This window comes from Streptomyces sp. NPDC005496, from assembly GCF_042872045.1.
GTDB lineage: Bacteria > Actinomycetota > Actinomycetes > Streptomycetales > Streptomycetaceae > Streptomyces.
Genome location: NZ_JBIAJQ010000001.1, coordinates 892,326 through 911,925, shown reverse-complemented (window position 1 = coordinate 911,925; position 19,600 = coordinate 892,326). Strand labels below are relative to the sequence as shown.

Genomic DNA, 19,600 nt, shown 5'->3' with positions numbered 1-19,600 from the left:
CCCCGCCCGACACCCGCGAGCGGTGCCTCGCAGCCGGTGCGCCACCGTAGGATGGACGTCATGGCCAAGACCAGTACGACGACCCAGGGGCTGCGAGCGGCGATCGAGCGCAGCGGCTACTACCCGGCTCTCGTGGCCGAGGCGGTGGAAGCCGCCGTCGGCGGCGATGCCGTCAGGTCGTTCCTGGTCCACCAGGAGACGACGTTCGACGCGAACGAGGTCCGCAGGCACGTCACGGTGCTGGTCCTCACCGCCAACCGCTTCATCGTGAGCCACACCGACGAGCAGGCGGCGGACACCACCTCCCCGACGCCGTACGCCACGACGTCGACGGAGTCCGTGAAGCTCAGCCGGATCTCGTCGGTCGTGGTCAGCCGCGTCGTGGCGAACCCCGAGTCGTACGCGCCGGGTACGCTGCCCCGCGAGGTCGTCCTGACCATCGGCTGGGGCGCGGTCTCCCGCATCGACCTGGAGCCGGCGGCCTGCGGCGACCCGAACTGCGAGGCCGACCACGGCTACACCGGCAGCTCCACGGCGGACGACCTGAGCCTGCGTGTCAGCGAGGCCGGGGACGGTCCGGAGACGGTGCGTCAGGCCCTCGCCTTCGCGCAGGCCCTCTCCGAAGCGACCGCGGACGTCACGCGCTGATGGTTCTGCCCGCCTGGGACCACCCGGAACCGCTCGCCCTCGACTCCGCGCCCGTCCCCGAGTACGGCACCGGTTCGCTGGCCGACCTGCTGCCCACGCTCGCCGCGGGCATGGAGGTGCCCGGCGCGACCGTCGCCATACCGGAGCTGGCCGCGGCCGACCGTAACTGCGTCTTCCTGATCGACGGTCTCGGCTGGGAGCAGCTGAAGGCGCACCCGGACGAGGCCCCCTTCATGACCTCGCTGCTGGCGTCCTCCCGCGGGGGCACGGGCCGCCCGATCACCGCGGGCTACCCGGCCACCACCGCTACCTCGCTCGCCTCCGTCGGCACGGGGCTGCCGCCCGGCGCGCACGGCCTGCCCGGCTACACCGTGCGCAACCCGGACACGGGCGCCCTGATGAACCAGCTGCGCTGGAACCCCTGGACGGAACCGGGCGTCTGGCAGCCCTACCCCACCGTCTTCCAGCTGGCGGACGCGGCCGGTGTGCACACCGCCCAGGTCTCCTCGCCCGGCTTCCAGAACACCCCGCTGACGAAGGTCGCGCTCAGCGGCGGCACCTTCCACGGCCGGCTGACCGGCGAGGAGCGCATGGACTTCGCGGCCGAGCAACTGGCCGCGGGTGACCGCTCCCTGGTCTACACGTACTACGCGGAGGTGGACGGCAAGGGCCATCGCTTCGGCGTCGACTCCGACCCGTGGCGCGGCCAGCTGATGTACGTCGACCGGCTGGTCCAGCGCCTGGCGGAACAGCTCCCGCCGCGCACCGCCCTCTACGTCACCGCCGACCACGGCATGATCGACATCCCCTTCGACGAGCAGCACCGCATCGACTTCGACGAGGACTGGGAGCTCAAGGCCGGCGTCGCCCTGCTGGGCGGCGAGGGCCGCGCCCGCCACGTCTACGCGGTGCCCGGCGCCGAGGCGGACGTGCTGACCTGCTGGCGCGAGGTGCTCGGCGAGCAGTTCTGGGTGGCCTCGCGCGACGAGGCCGTCGCGGCGGGCTGGTTCGGCCCGCACGTCGACGAGCGGGTGTACGGGCGGATCGGCGACGTGGTCGCGGCGGCCCGGGACGACGTCCTGCTGATCGCCTCCGAGCGCGAGCCGAAGGAGTCGGCCATGGTCGGCAACCACGGTTCGATGACCCCCGTCGAACAACTGGTCCCGCTGCTCCAAGTACGCTCCTGAGTCGTCCGCCCGATCCGCACGCGCCCCGAACCCCCGCCGACCTTCCGCCGAAAGGTGCTCAACCCGCCATGCCCGAGCTGGTGTTCTTCTCCGGAACGATGGACTGCGGGAAGTCGACGCTGGCTCTGCAGATCGAGCACAACCGGTCCGCCCGGGGCCTTCAGGGCCTGATCTTCACGCGGGACGACCGCGCCGGGGAGGGCAAGCTCTCCTCTCGGCTCGGGCTGGTCACGGACGCCGTGGAGGTGATGGCGGGCCAGGACGTGTACGCGTACGTGGTCGACCACCTCTCGCAGGGCGGCCGCGCGGACTACGTGATCGCGGACGAGGCGCAGTTCCTGGCGCCGGACCAGATCGACCAGCTGGCGCGCATCGTGGACGACCTCGGCATCGACGTCTTCGCGTTCGGCATCACCACGGACTTCCGCTCCAAGCTCTTCCCCGGCTCCCAGCGTCTGGTGGAGCTGGCCGACCGGGTCGAGGTCCTCCAGGTCGAGGCGCTGTGCTGGTGCGGCGCCCGTGCCACGCACAACGCCCGCACGATAGGCGGCGAGATGGTGGTCGAGGGCGCCCAGGTGGTCGTGGGCGACGTCAACCAGTCGGACGCCGTCGGCTACGAGGTCCTGTGCCGCCGCCACCACCGGCGCCGCATGACGGCGGCCACCGCCCGGGCCGGCGCCCTGTCCCCGGACGTCCTGCCCATCGCCTCCGCCTGACACCGGCCGGTCCGGGCCGGGCGGTTCAGGGCGCCGTGTGGAGCACCGAGAACACCGCGCCCTCCGGATCGGCCACCGTGGCCATCCGGCCGTGCGGTGAGTCGTGCGGCTCCTTCAGGACGTGACCGCCCAGCTCGGCCACGCGTCCGGCGGCGGCCTCGGGGTCGGCGACCTCGAAGTACGTCAGCCAGTGCGCGCCCCGGTCGCGGGGCAGCGCGCGGCCCACGCCGTGGATGCCCGCCACCGGGCGCCCGTCGAGGCGGAGCGTGACGTGGTCGAGGTCGGCGGAGTCGGACGGCTCCAACTCGAAGCCGAAGACGCCCTGGTAGAACTTGGCGACGCTCGCGCTGTCCCGGGTCAGCAGCTCGTTCCACGCGGGCGTGCCCGGCACGCCGGTGATGCCGGTGCCGAGGTGGGCCGCGGCTTGCCAGACGCCGAAGACGGCGCCCGTCGGATCGGACGCGATGGCGAGCCGGCCGGCGTCGGCCGCGTCCAGGGGACCGACCCCGACGGTGCCGCCGGAGTGCCGCACGGTCTCGGCGGTCACGTTCACGTCGTCCGAGGCGAAGTAGGGGGTCCAGGCGACGGGCAGGTGCCGGTCGGGAGGCAGTTGACCGATCCCGGCGACCTCGTGGCCGTCGAGCAGCGCCCGCACGTACGGGCCGAGCTGGCGGGGGCCCGGCTCGAACTCCCAGCCGAACAGCGCTCCGTAGAACTCCTGGGTCGCGTCCGTCCCGTGCACCATCAGGCTCACCCAGCAGGGCGTGCCGGGCGGGCGGCGGGCGTGCGTGGTGCCGTTCAGGCCGGCCGACCCCCGTGCCTCGGTCATCGTCACTCTCTTCTCGGCCCCTCGCGGTGGCCGGTCGACTTCCGCCTGTGCATGCGCGTACGCCAGTCAGGTGCCTGCACGCCCCGTGCCGATGTTGGCACCACCGGTCGCACCGAGCGTTCCGGCCGCGCCGCCGGGCGCCGTACTCCCGCAAGAGGGTGCCCGATATGCGGGCACTCATCCGTTTCCGCGACATTGTCGGCCGGTGACCGTCAGCTGTACAGCATGTGCCCGATCCCATACGCCTCGTGATCGGGGCTGTCCGGCGGAGCAGAGTAGCCGGACCTGGACGAAGCGGCCACCCCGTGCGCGAGGATGGTGGCCATGAACGTCATCATCTCCGCCGCCGAACTAGCCGACGCGCTGACGGGGCCGAACCCGCCGGTCCTCCTCGACGTCCGTTACCAGCTGGGCAGCCCGAGCCTGCGCCCCGAGTACGAGAAGGCGCATCTGCCGGGTGCCGTCTTCGTCGATCTGGAGTCGGAGCTGGCTGGTCCGGCGGGTGCCGGGGGCCGCCATCCGCTGCCGGACACCGAGGTGTTCGCCGCCGCGATGCGGGCCGCGGGAGTCTCCGCGCGCCGCGAGGTCGTGGTGTACGACGGGGGTCTCGGCTGGGCTTCCGCACGTGCCTGGTGGCTGTTGCGCTGGACGGGTCATCCGGCGGTGCGTGTGCTTGACGGCGGACTGGCCGCCTGGAACGGGCCGTTGACGTCCGAGGTGCCGGACCCGGCCCCGGGGGACTTCGAACCCACGCCGGGAGGGCTTCCGTTGCTGGACGCGGACGGCGCGGCGGCGCTCGCCCGTACCGGACTCCTGCTCGACGCGCGGGCGGGGGAGCGCTACCGCGGGGAGGTCGAGCCGATCGACCCGGTCGCGGGCCACATCCCCGGGGCGGTCTCGGCGCCGACCTCCGAGAATCTGGCCGAAAGCGGACGCTTCCTGCCCGCCGGGGAGCTCGCAGCGCGCTTCAAGGCGCTCGGCGCGACGGAGGGGACGGAGGTCGGTGTGTACTGCGGCTCCGGCGTCTCCGCGGCGCAGGAGGTCCTCGCCCTCGCGATCGCGGGCATTCCGGCTGCCCTGTACGTCGGTTCGTGGTCGGAGTGGTCCCGGGACACCGCCCGTCCCGTAGCCGTCGGCCCGGACCCCCAGTAGTCGGTGACGGGGAAGGGGACCGCGCCCGGCCGGGCGCGGTCCCCTTCGTCCCGCTCAACTGCCGTCCGTACGCCGGTACCTGAGCCGGTACCAGGCGTACGGAGCGACTACTCCTGCTTCTTGCGGCGCGTGCCGAAGACGATCTCGTCCCAGCTCGGGACCGCCGCGCGGCGGCCCGGCCGGACCCCGTCGGCCTCGGCCTGACGGTCGGTGGACCCGACGAGACGGTCGCGGTGGCTGCCGACCGAGCGAGGCATGAGGACGTCCGCGTACGCCGAACCGGCGCCGGCCGAGGCCGCGGGAGCCGGCGGCTCCTCCACCTCGGGCTCGGGCTCCGGGGGCTCCTCCGCGGCGGGCCGTTCCGTCGTCGAGGGACGCTCGGGCACGACCATGTCGCCGCGGAAGCTGGGCACCGCCTCCAGCAGACTGGTGAGCGAATCGCGCTCGCTCTCCTCGACCGGCTCGGCCGAGGCCGCGGGCAGACTCGGCCGCTCCATCTGCCGGTCCAGGGCGCGGTCCAGCGGACGGTCGCGCGGCAGCCGGGCGATGCGCGGCACGAACGGGAAGCTCGGCTCGGGCGACGCCGCGAGGTCGTCGGACTCGCCGATCAGCGAGCGCGCCTCGTCGTCGACGGCCTGGACTAGCCGCCGGGGCGGGTCGTACGTCCAGCTCGCCGAGTGCGGTTCACCCGCGACCCGGTAGACGAGCAGGACCTCCCAGGTGCCGTCGTCGCGGCGCCACGAGTCCCACTGGACGGTGTCCTTCTCGGCCCCGCGGATCAGCAGCCGCTCCTGCACGGCCTCACCGAGTTGGGGTCCGGCGTTCTCACCGGGGCGGCGGACCGGAGTCTTCCGGGCCCGCTCGGCCATGAAGGCGCGCTCGGCCAGCACGGGACCTTCGAAGCGGCGCACGCGGTCGACGGGGATGCCGGCGAACTGTGCGACCTCCTCGGCGGAGGCGCCGGCACGTATACGCGCCTGGATGTCTCGGGGGCGGAGATGGCTCTCCACCTCGATCTCGATCTGGCCGAGGCGGGGACGGTCGCCGCGCACGGCGGCGCGGAGACGTTCGTCAATCGGAAGCGTGTACTCCGTGCTGTCCGCAGCCTTCAGCACCAGCCGTGTGCCGTCATTGGAGACGGCCACGACACGCAGTTCGGGCATGGGGACCTCCCGGGTGGTGCCTGCCGACGTCACGTGCGTCGCTGCTTCCGCTAGTCGAGTGTGGCCTGCCCGGGTGCAGCCTGCCACAACCTTGCCGAGTTGCCCGGCGTGTCGGGCGCGGGCCCGTGATCGCCGTTATGGCACGGTTACCTATTCGCAACGCTGAGTGACGAACCTCATCACCCTGTGCAACGAGCCCCCTCCCGGCGGTCCTGCAAGGCCCCGGACACCCTGGCGGGAGTCCGGACCCAGGGCTCGCAACAGTACTCCATTCGGGCCACCTGCGTGGTTCGGCGCGCCGCTCGAGTTCTGGTGGAGCCGTCGAGTCGGCTACCCCTCGTGTGCCCTCCGGGATCGTGATCGTGGCGCACTTCACGAAATCGCCAGAAACGGAACCATTGGTTTCGCCCATACGTCCCCTTCTCGTGCAGGAAGTCGAGCAAGTACGGGAAAGGCAGGCAAGGTTCGGGAATGGGTGAGAAGCCGGATGCTCTGGAGGAACCGCGGCGCGGGCGGGTGGACCTGAGCGTCCCTCAGGTGGCGGGGAGCGCGGTCGCCGCGGTGGTCGCGGCGAAACTCGCCTCGTACTTCGGGGTCTACGGGACGATCCTGGGCGCCGGGGTGGTGAGCGCGATCGCCACCTGCGGGGGCACGGTCTTCCAGCACTTCTTCAAGCGCACCGGCGAGCAACTGCGCGACGTCACGGTGCAGGGCCGGCCGGGGCCGTCACCCGGAGTGCGCCCGCGTACCGCGCCGCCCGGCCAAGTGGCGCGCCCGGCACACGAGTTCGGGGAGGCAACCGTCCACCGCGCGCGGATCAAGGGCTGGAAGCGGCCGTTGGCCGCCGCGGTTCTCGTCTTCGGCGTCGCCATGGCGGGCATCAGCGCCTACGAACTGGTGTCCGGCGACAGGTTCGGCGGCGGCACGGGCACCACCGTGGGCGACGCCCTCCCCGGTCACGGCAAGTCACCGGGCACCCCGTCCCGTGCCCCTTCGCCGACGCCCACCCCGTCGGACGCCGGCACCCCCGCGGGCGAGGCCCCGTCGGAGAGCGGCGGCGGAGCGACCGTGGACAGTCCGGCCCCGACGCCCCCTCCCACGCGGACTCCCGACACCGGTACGGACACCGGCACCGAGGACGAGGGCACCGGTGACGGCGGTGTCACCCCGGCGCCCTCGGCCGACGCGACTACGCCCCCAGCACCCGACGCAGATAGTCGTTCCCGAAGCGCCGATCCGGGTCCAGACGGTCCCGCAGAGCGGTGAACTCGCCGAAGCGCGGATACACACCGGCGAAGTAGTCCGCGTCGCGCGTGTGCACCTTGCCCCAGTGCGGCCGACCCTCGTGCGCGGTGAAGATGCGCTCCGCCGCGGTGAAGTACGCCTGGTAGGGCGTCCCCCGGAACATGTGCACGGCGATGTACGCGCTCTCCCGGCCGGACGCCGTGGAGAGAGTGATGTCGTCGGCGGGGGCCGTGCGGACCTCGACGGGGAAGCTGACCCGCAGCGGAGAGCGGTCGACCATCGTCTTCAACTCCCGCAGCGTCTCGACGAGGGCCTCGCGCGGGACGGCGTACTCCATCTCCACGAAGCGCACCCGGCGCGGGGAGGTGAACACCTTGTAGGGGATGTCGGTGTACGTCCGCGCGGACAGGGCGCGGCTGGACACTTTCGCGATCGCCGGGATGGTGGCGGGCACGGCGCGGCCGAGCAGGTTCACCGCGTGGAAGACACCGTTGGAGAGGAACTCGTCCTCGATCCAGCCGCTGATCCGGCTCACCGGCTTCTCGGGGCCCGCGCTGCGGTTGTTGCGCTTGGTGTTGCAGTTGCCGGTGTGCGGGAACCAGTAGAACTCGAAGTGCTCGTTCTCGGTGAAGAGCGCGTCGAAGTCCGCGGTGACCCGGTCGAAGGTCATCGGCTCCTCGCGGGCCGTCAGCAGGAAGACCGGCTCCACGGCGAAGGTGATCGCGGTGACGATCCCTAGGGCGCCGATCCCGACGCGGGCGGCGGCGAAGACCTCCGGGTTCTCCTTCTCGGAGCAGGTGAGCACCGAGCCGTCCGCGAGGACCAGTTCGAGTCCCTTGATCTGCGCGGCTATCGAGGCGGAGTCGCGGCCGGTGCCGTGCGTGCCGGTGCTGGTCGCGCCGGAGACCGTCTGCTCCATGATGTCGCCCATGTTCGTGAGCGACAGTCCCTCGCGCGCGAGAGCCACGTTGAGACGCTTGAGCGGGGTGCCCGCCTCGACGGTGACGGTGCCCGCCTCGCGGTCGATCCCGCGGATCCCCGTCAGCAGATGGGGGCGTACCAGCACGCCGTCGGTCGCGGCGGCGGCCGTGAACGAGTGGCCGGTGCCGACGGCCTTCACCCGCAGCCCGTCCTCGGCGGCCCGGCGCACAGCCGCGGACAACTCCTCGACGGACGCCGGGGCGACCTCCCGCACCGGGCGCGCGGTGACGTTCCCGGCCCAGTTACGCCACGTTCCGCTCTTCCCGCTCGCTGTGCTGCTCATGGGTCCCTCCCCGCTGCGGAACCGGCCTGTTCAGCCGGCGATACCCGAGGAAACCCACGACGACCGCGACGGCCCCGGACACCGCCGGAACCCCGTACCCGGCCTTCGCGCCGGCGGCGTCGATCACCCAGCCGGACACGGAGGAGCCGAGCGCGACCCCGACCGCGAGTCCGGTGCTCACCCAGGTCATGCCCTCGGTCAGTTTCGCGCGTGGAACGTGCTGCTCGATGAGGGACATCGTCGTGATCATCGTGGGTGCGATGGACAGGCCCGCAACGAACAGCGCCACGGCCAGAAACGGCAGGTTCCCGACCAGTAGGAGGGGGATCATACTCACGGCCATCGCACACACGCCCAGCAGCCACCTGCGCTCGGGCGCCCCGGAGAACCGCAGCAGCCCGAAGACGGCACCCGCCACGCAGGAACCGGCCGCGTACAGCGCGAGGACCACGCTCGCCGCGCCCTTGTGGCCCTGCTCCTCCGCGAAGGCCACGGTGACGACGTCGACCGCGCCGAAGATGGCGCCGGTCGCCACGAAGGTGGCCACCAGCACCTGCAGCCCGGGCGCGCGCAGCGCCGAGCCCCGGGAGTGCTGTTCGCGCGGATGGGGGACCGGCTCGGTGGCGCGCTGGGACGTCAGCCAGAAGACGCCGGCCGCCAGGAAGCAGGCGGCGAGCAGCGGCCCGGCCTCGGGGAACCAGGCCGTCGAGAGACCGATGGAGATGATCGGTCCGAAGATGAAGCAGACCTCGTCGATCACGGACTCGAAGGAGTACGCGGTGTGCAGTTGCGGGGTGTCCCGGTAGAGGGCCGCCCAGCGCGCGCGGATCATCGCGCCGATGCTCGGCACGCAGCCGATGCCGGCCGAACACGCGAACAGCACCCAGTCGGGCCACCCGTAGTGCGCGGCCAGGAGCAGCCCGGCGGCCGCGGCCAGTGCGAACAGTGTCACCGGGCGCAGCACCCGCCGCTGCCCGTGGCGGTCCACCAGACGCGAGACCTGCGGACCCATCACGGCGGCCGCCAGGGCCATGGTCGCGGACAGGGCGCCCGCGAGGCCGTACCGGCCGGTGAGCTGGGAGATCATCGTGACCACGCCGATGCCCATCATCGACAACGGCATCCTGCCGAGGAGTCCCGCGGCGGAGAAGCCCTTGGAGCCTGGGGCGGCGAACAGGGCGGCGTAGGGGCTGGGCACGAGGGGTCTCCGGGGGTTCCGGTAAGGCGCGAAGGCAGCCGATACAGCTTACGGGTTAGGTAACCCTAACGCACCCCCCTCCGCGGGCCGGGATCCCGGCCCGCTCGGGCGGGTGGCAGGATCGAGACATGCCAGATGTGCTCGATGCCACCCCCTACGACGCCCTGCTCCTGCTCTCGTTCGGCGGCCCCGAGGGCCCGGACGACGTGGTCCCGTTCCTGGAGAACGTGACGCGCGGACGGGGCATCCCCAAGGAACGGCTCAAGGAGGTGGGGCAGCACTACTTCCTCTTCGGCGGGGTCAGCCCGATCAACGAACAGAACCGCGCCCTGCTCGAAGCCCTCCGCAAGGACTTCGCCGAGCACGGGCTCGACCTGCCGGTGTACTGGGGCAACCGCAACTGGGCGCCGTACCTGACCGACACCCTGCGCGAGATGGCCGCCGACGGCCGCCGCCGCGTCCTCGTCCTCGCCACCAGCGCGTACGCCTCCTACTCGGGCTGCCGCCAGTACCGCGAGAACCTCGCGGAGGCCCTGGCCACGCTGGAGGCCGAGGGCGTGGAGCCGCCCGCCGTCGACAAGCTCCGGCACTACTTCAACCACCCCGGCTTCGTGCGGCCCATGGTCGACGGCGTCCTGAAGTCGCTCGCCGAGCTGCCCGAGGACGTACGGGAAGGCGCTCACCTCGCCTTCACCACGCACTCGATCCCGGACGCGGCCGCCGACACCTCCGGGCCTGTCGAGGGGCACGGCGACGGCGGCGCGTACGTCCGTCAGCACCTGGACGTCGCACGGCTCGTCGCCGACGCCGTGTGCGAGGAGACCGGCGTCGAGCACCCCTGGCGGCTGGTCTACCAGTCCCGCTCCGGAGCCCCCCACGTCCCGTGGCTCGAACCGGACATCTGCGACCACCTGGAGGAGCTGCACGGCGCCGGGGTCCCGGCCGCCGTGATGGTCCCCATCGGGTTCGTCTCGGACCACATGGAGGTCCTGTACGACCTCGACACGGAGGCCACCGCGAAGGCCGCCGAGCTGGGCCTGCCGGTGCGCCGCTCGGCGACCGTGGGCGCCGACCCGCGGTTCGCGGCGGCCGTCCGCGACCTCGTCCTGGAGCGCGCCGCCGCCGAGAGCGGCCGGCCGGTGACGCCCTGCGCCCTCGGCGCACTGGGCCCGAGCCACCAGCTGTGCCCGGTGGGCTGCTGCCCCGCCCGCTCCCCGCGCCCCGCCGCCGCGGGCGCCGACAGCCCCTACGCGTGAGGAACGCCGTGACCGACACCGCAGACGACCGCCTGGTCGCCGAGCTGCTGGAGCTGGCGCTGGAAGCAGCCCACCGCGCGGGCGACTTCCTGCACCACTCCCGCCCCGCCGACCTCGGGGTGGCCGCCACCAAGTCCAGCGCCGTCGACGTCGTCACCGAGATGGACATCGCCTCCGAGAAGCTCATCACCGGCCTGCTGGCCGACCGCAGGCCGGACGACGGCGTGCTCGGCGAGGAGGGCGCGAGCGTCGCGGGCACCAGCGGTGTCCAGTGGGTGATCGACCCGATCGACGGAACGGTCAACTACCTCTACGGACTGCCCAGTTGGGCCGTCTCGATCGCGGCCCGCAAGGACGGGGAGACCCTCGTCGGCGTCGTGCACGCACCCGTGCGGGGCGAGACGTACCGGGCCGCGCTGGGCGGGGGCACCTTCGTGAACGACCGCCCCGCGCGCGTGCGGCCCGCCCCCGCGTTCGGGCTGGCCCTGGTCGGCACCGGCTTCGGCTACCTCGCCGAGCGCCGGGCCCGGCAGGCGGAGGTCCTGCGGGAACTGGTCCCCGAGGTGCGGGACATCCGCCGCGGCGGCTCCGCCGCGATCGACCTGTGCGACGTGGCCACGGGCCGCCTCGACGCCTACTACGAGCGCGGGCTCAACCACTGGGACTACGCGGCGGGCGACCTGATCGCCCGCGAGGCGGGCGCCCTGACCGGTGGCCGCCCCGGAGAGCCCCTCTCGCCGGAGCTGACCGTCGCCGCCCCGCCCGGTCTCTTCGAGGCCCTCCAGGCCCGCCTGGAGGATCTCGGCGCTTGGCACGACTAGCGCGTCCCGCGCCGCCCCAGGGCCGGCGCGGGAGAGCGGAACGAAGCGGGGCCCCGGCACTGGATCGATGCCGGGGCCCCGCTCTCGTAGGAACCGATCAGACGTGCACGGCGCCGACCTCCACGCCGTGCTCGGCCGCCAGGCGGCGCAGGTCGTCCAGCTCTCCCTGCTCGACCTCCGCGAGGAAGTCGTCGCCTGTCTCGCGCGCCCGCGTCAGGTCGGACTCGGTCGCCTGTATGCGCTGAAGAAGTCCTGCGGTGAATGCGTCCATGCTGCGCCCCCTCGTCCTGGGTCGTGGGTCGGTGGCACGGGGGTGTGCCATTCGGAAGGGGCGATCACGTCTCCGGTGGGTGCCCAGCGCAGCCCGGCCGGGCGGCGACGGTGCCGGACACCCACGCCCACTCTGCGGAAGCGGTCGGAGAACCACCAGGTGGCGTGCCACAGGCAGAGCGTGATCGCGGGGTGTAAAGCCGTCCTCCCCCCGCTCCCTTCCGCGGAAACCTCAACCGCACGAGAAAATCCGGCATTCCCGGGCCCCTCAGCCGCCTTACAGCCGACTTATGGCCGAAAAGGGCAGGATGGATGCCTCAGCCCCCCTTCTCGGTTCGGATCGAGCGGGCGGGACCCCCGGAAACCCCCTCACGCGACGCCGTCACGGCGCTACGCGGGTGGACAGAGGAAGGACAAGCGACGTGCGCGTACTCGTCGTCGAGGACGAGCAGCTGCTCGCCGATGCGGTGGCCACCGGACTGCGCCGGGAGGCCATGGCCGTCGACGTCGTGTACGACGGCGCGGCCGCCCTGGAGCGCATCGGCGTCAACGACTACGACGTGGTGGTCCTCGACCGCGACCTCCCGCTCGTGCACGGCGACGACGTCTGCCGCAAGATCGTCGAGCTCGGCATGCCCACGCGCGTGCTGATGCTCACCGCGTCCGGCGACGTCAGCGACCGCGTGGAGGGGCTGGAGATCGGGGCCGACGACTACCTGCCCAAGCCCTTCGCCTTCAGCGAGCTCACCGCGCGCGTTCGGGCCCTCGGCCGCCGTACGAGCATGCCGCTGCCGCCCGTCCTGGAGCGCGCCGGCATCAAGCTGGACCCCAACCGCCGCGAGGTCTTCCGTGACGGCAAGGAGGTGCAGCTCGCGCCCAAGGAGTTCGCCGTCCTGGAGGTGCTGCTGCGCAGCGAGGGCGCAGTGGTCTCCGCCGAACAGCTCTTGGAGAAGGCCTGGGACGAGAACACGGACCCGTTCACCAACGTCGTCCGGGTGACCGTGATGACCCTGCGGCGCAAGCTCGGCGAGCCGCCCGTGATCGTCACCGTCCCCGGCTCGGGCTACCGGATCTGATCCCCGTGACCGCACCCGCGCCGCCGACGGCGCCCCCCAAGCCCACCTGGGACCCGCGGAAGCCGCAGGCGCCGTTCCCGTGGCTGCGGCCGACCATCCGCATACGGCTCACGCTGCTGTACGGCGGAATGTTCCTGATCGCCGGCATCCTGCTGCTGTCGATCATCTACCTGCTGGCCGCGCAGGCGCTGCACGAGGGCAGCGGCATGGACTTCAAGGTCACCGGCAGCAACCTCGAACTCGCCAGCGGCACCTGTCCGCAGCTGAGCGGCGCCGCCGGCATCGACGAACTGAACGCGATGCTCAAGGAGTGCACGGCCGTCCAGCGCCAGCACGCGCTCGACGGACTGCTCAGCCGCTCGCTGCTCGCCCTGCTCGGCCTCGCCGTGATCGCCTTCGCCTTCGGTTACGCCATGGCCGGGCGGGTCCTGTCGCCGCTCGGCCGGATCACCCGCACCGCGCGCGCGGTGGCCGGCTCCGACCTGTCCCGCCGCATCGAGCTGGACGGCCCCGACGACGAGCTCAAGGAGCTGGCCGACACCTTCGACGACATGCTGGAGCGGCTCCAGCGGGCGTTCACGGCCCAGCAGCGGTTCGTCGGCAACGCCTCGCACGAGCTGCGCACGCCCCTGGCGATCAACCGCACGCTCCTGGAGGTGCACTTGTCCGATCCGGGCGCACCCGTGGAGCTCCAGCAGCTCGGCAAGACCCTGCTCGCCACCAACGAGCGCAGCGAGCTGCTCGTGGAGGGGCTGCTGCTGCTCGCCCGCAGCGACAACCAGATCGTCGAGCGCAAGCCGGTGAACCTCGCGGAGGTCGCCCAGCAGGCCACCGACCAGGTGCGGGCCGAGGCCGAGGCGAAGGGCGTGGAGATCCGCGGGGAGCGCGCTCCGGCGGTCGTCCAGGGCAACGGCGTGCTGCTGGAGCGGATCGCCCTGAACCTGATCCAGAACGCCGTGCGGTACAACGTGCCCGAGGACGGCTGGGTCGAGGTCACCACCGAGGTCCAGCACGGCCGCGCGGTCCTCGTCGTGGCGAACACCGGCCCGGTGGTCCCGGCCTACGAGATCGACAACCTCTTCGAACCCTTCAGGCGGCTGCGTACGGAGCGCACGGGCAGCGACAAGGGCGTAGGCCTGGGTCTGTCCATCGCGCGCTCCGTGGCCCGCGCGCACGGCGGGCACATCTACGCGGAGCCGCGGGAGGGAGGTGGGCTCGTGATGCGGGTCACCCTGCCGATCTGAGACCATGTCGCCGACACACGACGATGTTCGCTTTGCGCGGAATTTTCGGGCCCCCCGTCCAGGAGGCCGCTGTGTGATCGATCACAAGGACGATTTTCTGGCCATATACTCTCCGTGATCATGTGCGCTGTCGGAAAGCCGGGAAAATCCGGGTTTTCGGGGGTCCTGATCACGGGAAGTACACGGTGAGACCGCTTTGAAGTGCGCCATTCGGACCGTGTACGGTCCCCATCGCCATCCAAGCCGATCACTCTTGAGGGGTCCGGTTGGGTGTCGATTGAGTAACAGACCTTGATGTGAGGCAAAATCTCCGCCTCGGGTCGGGCACAAGTCCGGCCTCTCACGCGTTACGTGCGCTGGAGACACCGCAGACACCCAGAGGGGGAGAGCGCGACATGGCAACGGATTACGACACCCCACGCAAGACCGACGACGACGTCGACTCGGACAGTCTTGAGGAACTGAAGGCCAGGAGGAACGACAAGTCGACCTCCGCGGTGGACGTCGACGAGTTCGAGGCCGCAGAAGGCCTGGAGCTTCCCGGCGCGGACCTCTCGAACGAAGAGCTGGCCGTCCGGGTCCTGCCGAAGCAGCAGGACGAGTTCACCTGCATGAGCTGCTTCCTGGTCCACCACCGCAGTCAGCTGGCCCGCGAGAAGAACGGTCAGCCGATCTGCCGCGACTGCGACTGAGGCAGGGTCGGCCGTGACTGGCTCGACCCCACCTTGGAAGCGCCGCTTCCGGAAATCGGAAGCGGACGACGGGCCGTTCGACGGCCCCGAAGGCGCGCGTGACGACGGGCGAGGCTCTTCCGAACCAGGATCAGCCTCGCTCGGAGCTGCGTCCGCCACAGGCGGACTGCCGACCCCCGTGGAGACCCCTGCGCCCGCCGCCAGGCGCCGCGCCGCGGTCCTCCGGGACGGCGTGAGGGAAGGCGTCCGCAAGGGCGGCAGCCGGGCCAGGGCGGGCCTGGCGTACCTCGCCGACCGCATCATCGACATCGCCCCACGCGTCCCCGTACGGGACCTCGACACGCTGCGCCGGCAGTTCCCGGGCCTCGGCCCCGAACAGCTCGCGGACAAACTCGTCGCGGGCGCCGCCGCCGCGACCTCCACCGTCGGGGCCGGCATCGGCGCCGCCGCCATGCTGCCCGTACCGCCCGCGATGCCCACCGAACTGGCGGCCGAGATCACCGGCGTCGCCGCCATCGAGCTGAAACTGATCGCCGAACTGCACGAGGTCTACGGCCTGAGACCGCCGGGGAACCTGAAGCAGCGCAGCACCGCCTACCTGAACTCCTGGTCCGGGGAGCGCGGGATCGAGGTGACCAAGCCGCTCACCGTCCAGACCGCCCTCGGCGGCCAGATGAAGCGCGAGCTGCGCCAGCAGATCATGAAGCGCATGGTCCGCGACCTGCCGAACCTGCTGCCGTTCATGGTGGGAGCCGCGGTCGGCGCGGTCATGAACCGCCGCGACACCAAACGCGTCGCCGGGCGCATCCGCAAGGACCTGCGCAAGGCCCAGGTGCCCTGGGACGCGCTGCCCGCCCTGCCCCCGCTCGAACAGCCCGCGGACCCGGTGCGCCCCGGGGAGATCCCCAGGGAACTGGGCGGCTGAGCCCTTTCGGGTGGATCGGCGGGTCCGGCGACCCGCCGGACGGGCGCCGGCCCGCGGAGCTACTTCGCCGTCGCCCGTGCCGCTTCCAGCGCCGCCGCGAGCCGCTCCGGCTCCCGCGTCGACAGGTACAGGTACGGCGTCGGGTCCTCGGGGTCGGTGACCTCCACGCGCAGGGCCCGCGGGATGTACGCCCGCAGCAGCATGAAGGCGCGGGTGTCGGCCTTGTAGGTGCGCCAGGCCCGGGTCTCCTCCGGGTCCAGGACCTCGGCCTCGCCGAGCGCCGCCACCGGGATCCGCGCGTCGCCCGCGACGAGCGAGTCGCCCACCACGCGGATGCGCACCGACCCGTACGAGCTCGCCACGATCGCCGAGACCGCGGTGCCGCCCACCAGCCCGCCGAGCAGCGGCAGGGTGCCGAACGGCAGCAGGATCAGCGCCATCGCCACCCCGACCATCAGGGAGATCAGCCACCAGCTGCGGGGCGCGGTGAGGCGTTCTTCGTACGGCGAGGCGGAAAGCTGCATGAAGCCAAGCTTGGCACGGTGTCGGCGGTGGGCCGACGCGCGGGTAAGGTCTGCGCCTGTGAGTGGTACTTCCGCAGCTCTGAGGCCCCCCGCCGACGCCGTCGCGCCGGTGCGGCACCCCGACGCCCCCGCCCCGGGCGTCCTTCTCGGCGCGCACTACGGACAGTGTTTCGGGTGCGGCGAGGGACAGGCCCACGGCCTCCACCTCGAAGCCCGTGCGGGCGAGGGAGTGCGGGTCACGGCGGAGTTCACCGTGCGCCCCGCGCACCAGGGCGCCCCGGGCCTCGCCCACGGCGGGATCCTGGCCACCGCCCTCGACGAGACGCTCGGTTCGCTGAACTGGCTGCTGCGCACCATCGCGGTGACCGGCCGGCTGGAGACCGACTTCGTGCGGCCCGTGCCCGTGGGCACGGTCCTCCACCTGGAGGCCGAGGCCACCGCCGTCGCCGGCCGCAAGATCTACTCGACCGCGACCGGGCGGATCGGCGGTCCTGACGGTCCCGTCGCCGTCCGCGCGGACGCCCTCTTCATCGAGGTGAAGGTCGACCACTTCATCGACAACGGACGGCCCGAGGAGATCCGGGCCGCCATGGACGACCCGGACCAGATCCGACGGACCCGTGCCTTCGAGGTGAACCCGTGAGCCGTGAGCCCCGTCCCGAGCTGGACGTGCGGATCCGCCGCCTGGACCCGGAGGTCCCGCTTCCCTCGTACGAGCATCCCGGTGACGCGGGCGCGGATCTGCGCACCACCGAGAGCCGCGAACTGAAGCCGGGCGAACGCGCGGTTCTCCCCACCGGAGTGTCTGTCGCGCTCCCGGAGGGGTACGCGGCTTTCGTGCACCCGCGTTCCGGCCTCGCCGCCCGCTGCGGTGTCGCCCTCGTGAATGCCCCGGGGACGGTGGATGCCGGGTACCGTGGGGAGATCAAGGTGATCGTGGTGAATCTCGACCCGCACGAGTCCGTGCGGTTCGAGCGCTTCGACCGGATTGCCCAACTGGTCGTCCAGCAGGTCGAGAAGGTCCGCTTCCACGAGGTCGCGGAGCTTCCCGACTCGGAGCGGGCCGCAGGGGGCTTCGGGTCCACCGGCGGTCATGCCGCCGTGGGCGGCGGGGCGGGTGGGAATCGATACGCTTCGGTCGTATCCGACCGGGAAGGACAGTGACGTGTTCGGACGTCGCAAGAAGGGCAGTGCCGCCGAGGACGCGGCGGGCGAGGCCGAGCAGGTCGTCGGCGCTGTCGACGCTGAGGCGGACGAGGCGGAGCGGGAGCGCGTGAGGCTGGAGCCGGAACCGCGTCCCGACGGGCCCTGGGACGACTCGGAGGTGCGTGACCCGGCCGAGGGCCGGGTGGACCTCGGTGGTCTCTTCGTGCCCGGAGTCGACGGCATGGAGCTGCGCGTCGAGGTCGCGGGCGACGCGATCGTCGCGGCCACCGTCGTCCTCAAGGACAGCGCCATCCAGCTGCAGGCCTTCGCCGCTCCCAAGCGCGAGGGCATCTGGGGCGAGGTCCGCGAGGAGATCGCCTCGGGCATCACGCAGCAGGGCGGTGTCATCGACGAGGTCGAGGGGCCGCTGGGCTGGGAGCTGCGGGCGCAGGTGCCGGTGCAGCTGCCCGACGGCACGGGTGGTTTCCAGGTGGTCAGGTTCGTCGGTGTGGACGGCCCCCGCTGGTTCCTGCGCGGAGTGATCTCCGGGCAGGGCGCGGTGCAGCCGCAGGCCGCGGGGCTGCTGGAGCAGATCTTCCGGGACACGGTGGTCGTCCGCGGCGAGGGCCCGATGGCCCCGCGTGACCCCATCGTCCTGAAGCTGCCGAACGACGCGCAGATGGTCCCCGAGGGTGTGCAGCAGGAGGACCAGGCCGGCTCCCGCTTCTCCGGGGGCATGGGTCAGCTCCAGCGCGGACCGGAGATCACCGAGGTGCGCTGACCACCGCGCACGCGCGGACGTGGATCGGGCCGTATCCCTGAGGGGATGCGGCCCTTTCTCATGTCCGGCCTCTTGACGGGCAGTTGGTCCATACCTAGGGTCCCGGCCATCACCTGCGTTCAAAGACGCGCTCATCGTTCACATACGAGAACGGATGGCCCCCCACATGCCCGAGACCCCCGCAACCCACCGGCGCAGACGGCGTCCGGCCCTGCTCGCCACCGTCGCCGCCGTGACCACCGCCCTGGTCGGCGGCTTCCTCGCCTGGCCCGCCGCACCCCGGGCCGAGGCCGCCCCGGCGGTCTTCGCCCACCCCGGAGTGACCGTCTCCAAGAGCCAGTTGGACTTCGCGCGCACCCAGGTCAACGCCGGAGCCCAGCCCTGGAAGGCCGCCTTCGACCAGATGATGGCGAGCAAGTACGCCTCCCTCTCGCGCACCCCCACGCCCCGCGCGACCGTGGAATGCGGCTCCTACTCCAACCCGAACTACGGCTGCACCGACGAGCGCGAGGACGCGATAGCCGCGTACACGGACGCCCTCGCCTGGTACATCACCCGGGACGAGCGGTACGCGCGCAAGTCCATCGAGCTGATGGACGCCTGGTCGGCCACCATCAGGGACCACACCAACAGCAACGCGCCCCTGCAGACCGGCTGGGCCGGCTCCTCCTGGCCCAGGGCCGCCGAGATCATCAAGTACACGTACACCGGGACCTGGGCGAACTCCGGCCGCTTCGCGACCATGCTCCGCGACGTCTACCTCCCCGAGATCATCAACGGCTCCAACTCCAACGGGAACTGGGAGCTGTCGATGATGGAGGCCGCCGTCGGCATCTCCGTCTTCCTGGAGGACCGCACCTCGTACGACAAGGCCATGGCCAAGTTCCGGACCCGCACCGCCGCCTACGTCTACCTCGCCTCCGACGGTTCCGTGCCGAAGACCGTCCCCAGCCAGAACCTCGACACCACCGCGAAGATCGTCAACTACTGGCAGGGGCAGTCCACCTTCGTCACCGGCCTCACCCAGGAGACCTGCCGCGACTTCACGCACACCGGGTACGGCATCTCCGCCATCTCGCACGTCGCCGAGACCAGCCGCATCCAGGGCACCGACCTCTACACCACGGACGTCGGCGAGCGGCTGCGGCAGGCCCTCGGCTTCCAGTCCCGGTACCAGCTCGGCGAGGCCGTCCCCGGCTGGCTGTGCGGCGGGTCCCTGCACCTGGGACTCGGGCCGGTCACCGAGGTCGGCTACAACGCCATGCACAACCGCCTGGGCCACGCGATGACCAACACCCAGGCGCTCACCCAGCAGAACCGCCCGGCGGGCAGCAACAACCTCTTCGTGGCGTGGGAGACGCTCACCCACGGGGACAACCCGAACTGACCGCGGACCCCGACGGCCGGGCCCCCGTGCGTCCGGCCGTCAGGGTTGCGTCAAGGTCGCCCCTCACCCGGCCCAC

Annotated in this window: 21 protein-coding genes; 15 read left to right on the top strand and 6 right to left on the bottom strand. The window is 71.9% G+C overall.

Annotation, left to right across the window (positions count from 1 at the left end; all coding sequences use genetic code 11):
* Positions 1-51 precede the first annotated feature (51 nt).
* From ACFYQQ_RS04135 to ACFYQQ_RS04125, 3 genes are all read left to right on the top strand, one after another.
* Positions 52-648: a DUF5998 family protein gene (locus ACFYQQ_RS04135; RefSeq protein WP_355792351.1), complete on the top strand. Its 597-nt coding sequence runs from the start codon at positions 52-54 to the stop codon at positions 646-648.
* The gene (locus ACFYQQ_RS04130) at positions 648-1,835 is read left to right on the top strand and encodes a nucleotide pyrophosphatase/phosphodiesterase family protein (protein ID WP_355792345.1); all 1,188 of its coding nucleotides are present in this window, start codon (positions 648-650) and stop codon (positions 1,833-1,835) included. The genes ACFYQQ_RS04135 and ACFYQQ_RS04130 overlap by 1 nt, the downstream gene beginning before the upstream one ends.
* A gap of 68 nt (positions 1,836-1,903) precedes the next feature.
* Positions 1,904-2,551, top strand: a complete 648-nt coding sequence (locus ACFYQQ_RS04125; protein WP_355792348.1) for a thymidine kinase — start codon at positions 1,904-1,906, stop codon at positions 2,549-2,551.
* Positions 2,552-2,576: 25 nt separating this feature from the next.
* Here ACFYQQ_RS04125 and ACFYQQ_RS04120 read toward each other — a convergent pair whose 3' ends face one another.
* Entirely contained in the window at positions 2,577-3,380 is an 804-nt protein-coding gene (locus tag ACFYQQ_RS04120; RefSeq protein WP_388903295.1) for a VOC family protein, read from the bottom strand.
* 324 nt (positions 3,381-3,704) lie between these two features.
* On the opposite strand from ACFYQQ_RS04120, the gene ACFYQQ_RS04115 reads away from it, so the two are divergent.
* Positions 3,705-4,532 carry a sulfurtransferase gene (locus ACFYQQ_RS04115; protein ID WP_355794770.1) on the top strand — a complete coding sequence of 276 codons (828 nt, stop codon included), beginning with the start codon at positions 3,705-3,707 and terminating at the stop codon, positions 4,530-4,532.
* Between the two features lie 107 nt (positions 4,533-4,639).
* Here ACFYQQ_RS04115 and sepH read toward each other — a convergent pair whose 3' ends face one another.
* The gene (gene sepH / locus ACFYQQ_RS04110; protein ID WP_355786564.1) at positions 4,640-5,728 is read right to left on the bottom strand and encodes a septation protein SepH; all 1,089 of its coding nucleotides are present in this window, start codon (positions 5,726-5,728) and stop codon (positions 4,640-4,642) included.
* 438 nt (positions 5,729-6,166) lie between these two features.
* Between sepH and ACFYQQ_RS04105 the strand changes: the two genes are divergently transcribed.
* A complete protein-coding gene (locus ACFYQQ_RS04105) occupies positions 6,167-6,961 on the top strand; it encodes a hypothetical protein (RefSeq protein ID WP_355786567.1) in 795 nt (264 codons plus the stop codon).
* On the opposite strand, the gene ACFYQQ_RS04100 is transcribed toward ACFYQQ_RS04105, so the two are convergent.
* Positions 6,885-8,204: a D-arabinono-1,4-lactone oxidase gene (locus ACFYQQ_RS04100; RefSeq protein WP_355786569.1), complete on the bottom strand. Its 1,320-nt coding sequence runs from the start codon at positions 8,202-8,204 to the stop codon at positions 6,885-6,887. The genes ACFYQQ_RS04105 and ACFYQQ_RS04100 overlap by 77 nt on opposite strands.
* The gene (locus ACFYQQ_RS04095; protein ID WP_355786571.1) at positions 8,164-9,402 is read right to left on the bottom strand and encodes an MFS transporter; all 1,239 of its coding nucleotides are present in this window, start codon (positions 9,400-9,402) and stop codon (positions 8,164-8,166) included. The genes ACFYQQ_RS04100 and ACFYQQ_RS04095 overlap by 41 nt, the downstream gene beginning before the upstream one ends.
* A 128-nt stretch (positions 9,403-9,530) precedes the next feature.
* Between ACFYQQ_RS04095 and ACFYQQ_RS04090 the strand changes: the two genes are divergently transcribed.
* Together ACFYQQ_RS04090 and ACFYQQ_RS04085 are read left to right on the top strand one after the other, a co-directional pair.
* Entirely contained in the window at positions 9,531-10,658 is a 1,128-nt protein-coding gene (locus tag ACFYQQ_RS04090; RefSeq protein ID WP_355786573.1) for a ferrochelatase, read from the top strand.
* A gap of 8 nt (positions 10,659-10,666) precedes the next feature.
* The gene (locus ACFYQQ_RS04085) at positions 10,667-11,479 is read left to right on the top strand and encodes an inositol monophosphatase family protein (protein ID WP_388903289.1); all 813 of its coding nucleotides are present in this window, start codon (positions 10,667-10,669) and stop codon (positions 11,477-11,479) included.
* Positions 11,480-11,576: 97 nt separating this feature from the next.
* Here ACFYQQ_RS04085 and ACFYQQ_RS04080 read toward each other — a convergent pair whose 3' ends face one another.
* Positions 11,577-11,750, bottom strand: a complete 174-nt coding sequence (locus tag ACFYQQ_RS04080) for a hypothetical protein (protein ID WP_388903287.1) — start codon at positions 11,748-11,750, stop codon at positions 11,577-11,579.
* 421 nt (positions 11,751-12,171) lie between these two features.
* On the opposite strand from ACFYQQ_RS04080, the gene ACFYQQ_RS04075 reads away from it, so the two are divergent.
* The 4 genes from ACFYQQ_RS04075 (at position 12,172) to ACFYQQ_RS04060 (ending at position 15,686) form a co-directional block, all read left to right on the top strand.
* A complete protein-coding gene (locus ACFYQQ_RS04075; protein WP_055615445.1) occupies positions 12,172-12,825 on the top strand; it encodes a response regulator transcription factor in 654 nt (217 codons plus the stop codon).
* 5 nt (positions 12,826-12,830) lie between these two features.
* Positions 12,831-14,069 carry a HAMP domain-containing sensor histidine kinase gene (locus ACFYQQ_RS04070; protein ID WP_355795513.1) on the top strand — a complete coding sequence of 413 codons (1,239 nt, stop codon included), beginning with the start codon at positions 12,831-12,833 and terminating at the stop codon, positions 14,067-14,069.
* A 395-nt stretch (positions 14,070-14,464) separates the two neighbouring features.
* Positions 14,465-14,761: a DUF4193 domain-containing protein gene (locus tag ACFYQQ_RS04065; RefSeq protein WP_005481602.1), complete on the top strand. Its 297-nt coding sequence runs from the start codon at positions 14,465-14,467 to the stop codon at positions 14,759-14,761.
* 13 nt (positions 14,762-14,774) lie between these two features.
* A complete protein-coding gene (locus ACFYQQ_RS04060; protein ID WP_355790673.1) occupies positions 14,775-15,686 on the top strand; it encodes a hypothetical protein in 912 nt (303 codons plus the stop codon).
* A 59-nt stretch (positions 15,687-15,745) separates the two neighbouring features.
* Here ACFYQQ_RS04060 and ACFYQQ_RS04055 read toward each other — a convergent pair whose 3' ends face one another.
* A complete protein-coding gene (locus ACFYQQ_RS04055) occupies positions 15,746-16,210 on the bottom strand; it encodes a DUF3093 domain-containing protein (protein WP_355790670.1) in 465 nt (154 codons plus the stop codon).
* Between the two features lie 58 nt (positions 16,211-16,268).
* On the opposite strand from ACFYQQ_RS04055, the gene ACFYQQ_RS04050 reads away from it, so the two are divergent.
* The 4 genes from ACFYQQ_RS04050 (at position 16,269) to ACFYQQ_RS04035 (ending at position 19,524) form a co-directional block, all read left to right on the top strand.
* Positions 16,269-16,853 carry a PaaI family thioesterase gene (locus ACFYQQ_RS04050; RefSeq protein ID WP_355790667.1) on the top strand — a complete coding sequence of 195 codons (585 nt, stop codon included), beginning with the start codon at positions 16,269-16,271 and terminating at the stop codon, positions 16,851-16,853.
* Positions 16,850-17,374, top strand: a complete 525-nt coding sequence (gene dut, locus ACFYQQ_RS04045) for a dUTP diphosphatase (protein WP_355790665.1) — start codon at positions 16,850-16,852, stop codon at positions 17,372-17,374. Before ACFYQQ_RS04050 ends, dut begins: the two co-directional genes overlap by 4 nt.
* Position 17,375: 1 nt before the next feature.
* Complete coding sequence (locus ACFYQQ_RS04040) at positions 17,376-18,137, top strand: DUF3710 domain-containing protein (protein ID WP_355790662.1); 762 nt, start codon at positions 17,376-17,378, stop codon at positions 18,135-18,137.
* A gap of 166 nt (positions 18,138-18,303) precedes the next feature.
* The gene (locus ACFYQQ_RS04035; RefSeq protein ID WP_388903279.1) at positions 18,304-19,524 is read left to right on the top strand and encodes an alginate lyase family protein; all 1,221 of its coding nucleotides are present in this window, start codon (positions 18,304-18,306) and stop codon (positions 19,522-19,524) included.
* The last annotated feature ends 76 nt before the right edge of the window (positions 19,525-19,600 follow it).

Bases quoted from the DNA above. Each gene is read 5' to 3' on its own strand.
- ACFYQQ_RS04135 (WP_355792351.1), top strand. From the start codon at position 52: ATGGACGTCATGGCCAAGACCAGTACGACGACCCAGGGGCTGCGAGCG.
- ACFYQQ_RS04130 (WP_355792345.1), top strand. From the start codon at position 648: ATGGTTCTGCCCGCCTGGGACCACCCGGAACCGCTCGCCCTCGACTCC.
- ACFYQQ_RS04125 (WP_355792348.1), top strand. From the start codon at position 1,904: ATGCCCGAGCTGGTGTTCTTCTCCGGAACGATGGACTGCGGGAAGTCG.
- ACFYQQ_RS04120 (WP_388903295.1), bottom strand. From the start codon at position 3,380: ATGACCGAGGCACGGGGGTCGGCCGGCCTGAACGGCACCACGCACGCC.
- ACFYQQ_RS04115 (WP_355794770.1), top strand. From the start codon at position 3,705: ATGAACGTCATCATCTCCGCCGCCGAACTAGCCGACGCGCTGACGGGG.
- ACFYQQ_RS04105 (WP_355786567.1), top strand. From the start codon at position 6,167: ATGGGTGAGAAGCCGGATGCTCTGGAGGAACCGCGGCGCGGGCGGGTG.
- ACFYQQ_RS04100 (WP_355786569.1), bottom strand. From the start codon at position 8,204: ATGAGCAGCACAGCGAGCGGGAAGAGCGGAACGTGGCGTAACTGGGCC.
- ACFYQQ_RS04090 (WP_355786573.1), top strand. From the start codon at position 9,531: ATGCCAGATGTGCTCGATGCCACCCCCTACGACGCCCTGCTCCTGCTC.
- ACFYQQ_RS04080 (WP_388903287.1), bottom strand. From the start codon at position 11,750: ATGGACGCATTCACCGCAGGACTTCTTCAGCGCATACAGGCGACCGAG.
- ACFYQQ_RS04065 (WP_005481602.1), top strand. From the start codon at position 14,465: ATGGCAACGGATTACGACACCCCACGCAAGACCGACGACGACGTCGAC.
- ACFYQQ_RS04055 (WP_355790670.1), bottom strand. From the start codon at position 16,210: ATGCAGCTTTCCGCCTCGCCGTACGAAGAACGCCTCACCGCGCCCCGC.
- ACFYQQ_RS04035 (WP_388903279.1), top strand. From the start codon at position 18,304: ATGCCCGAGACCCCCGCAACCCACCGGCGCAGACGGCGTCCGGCCCTG.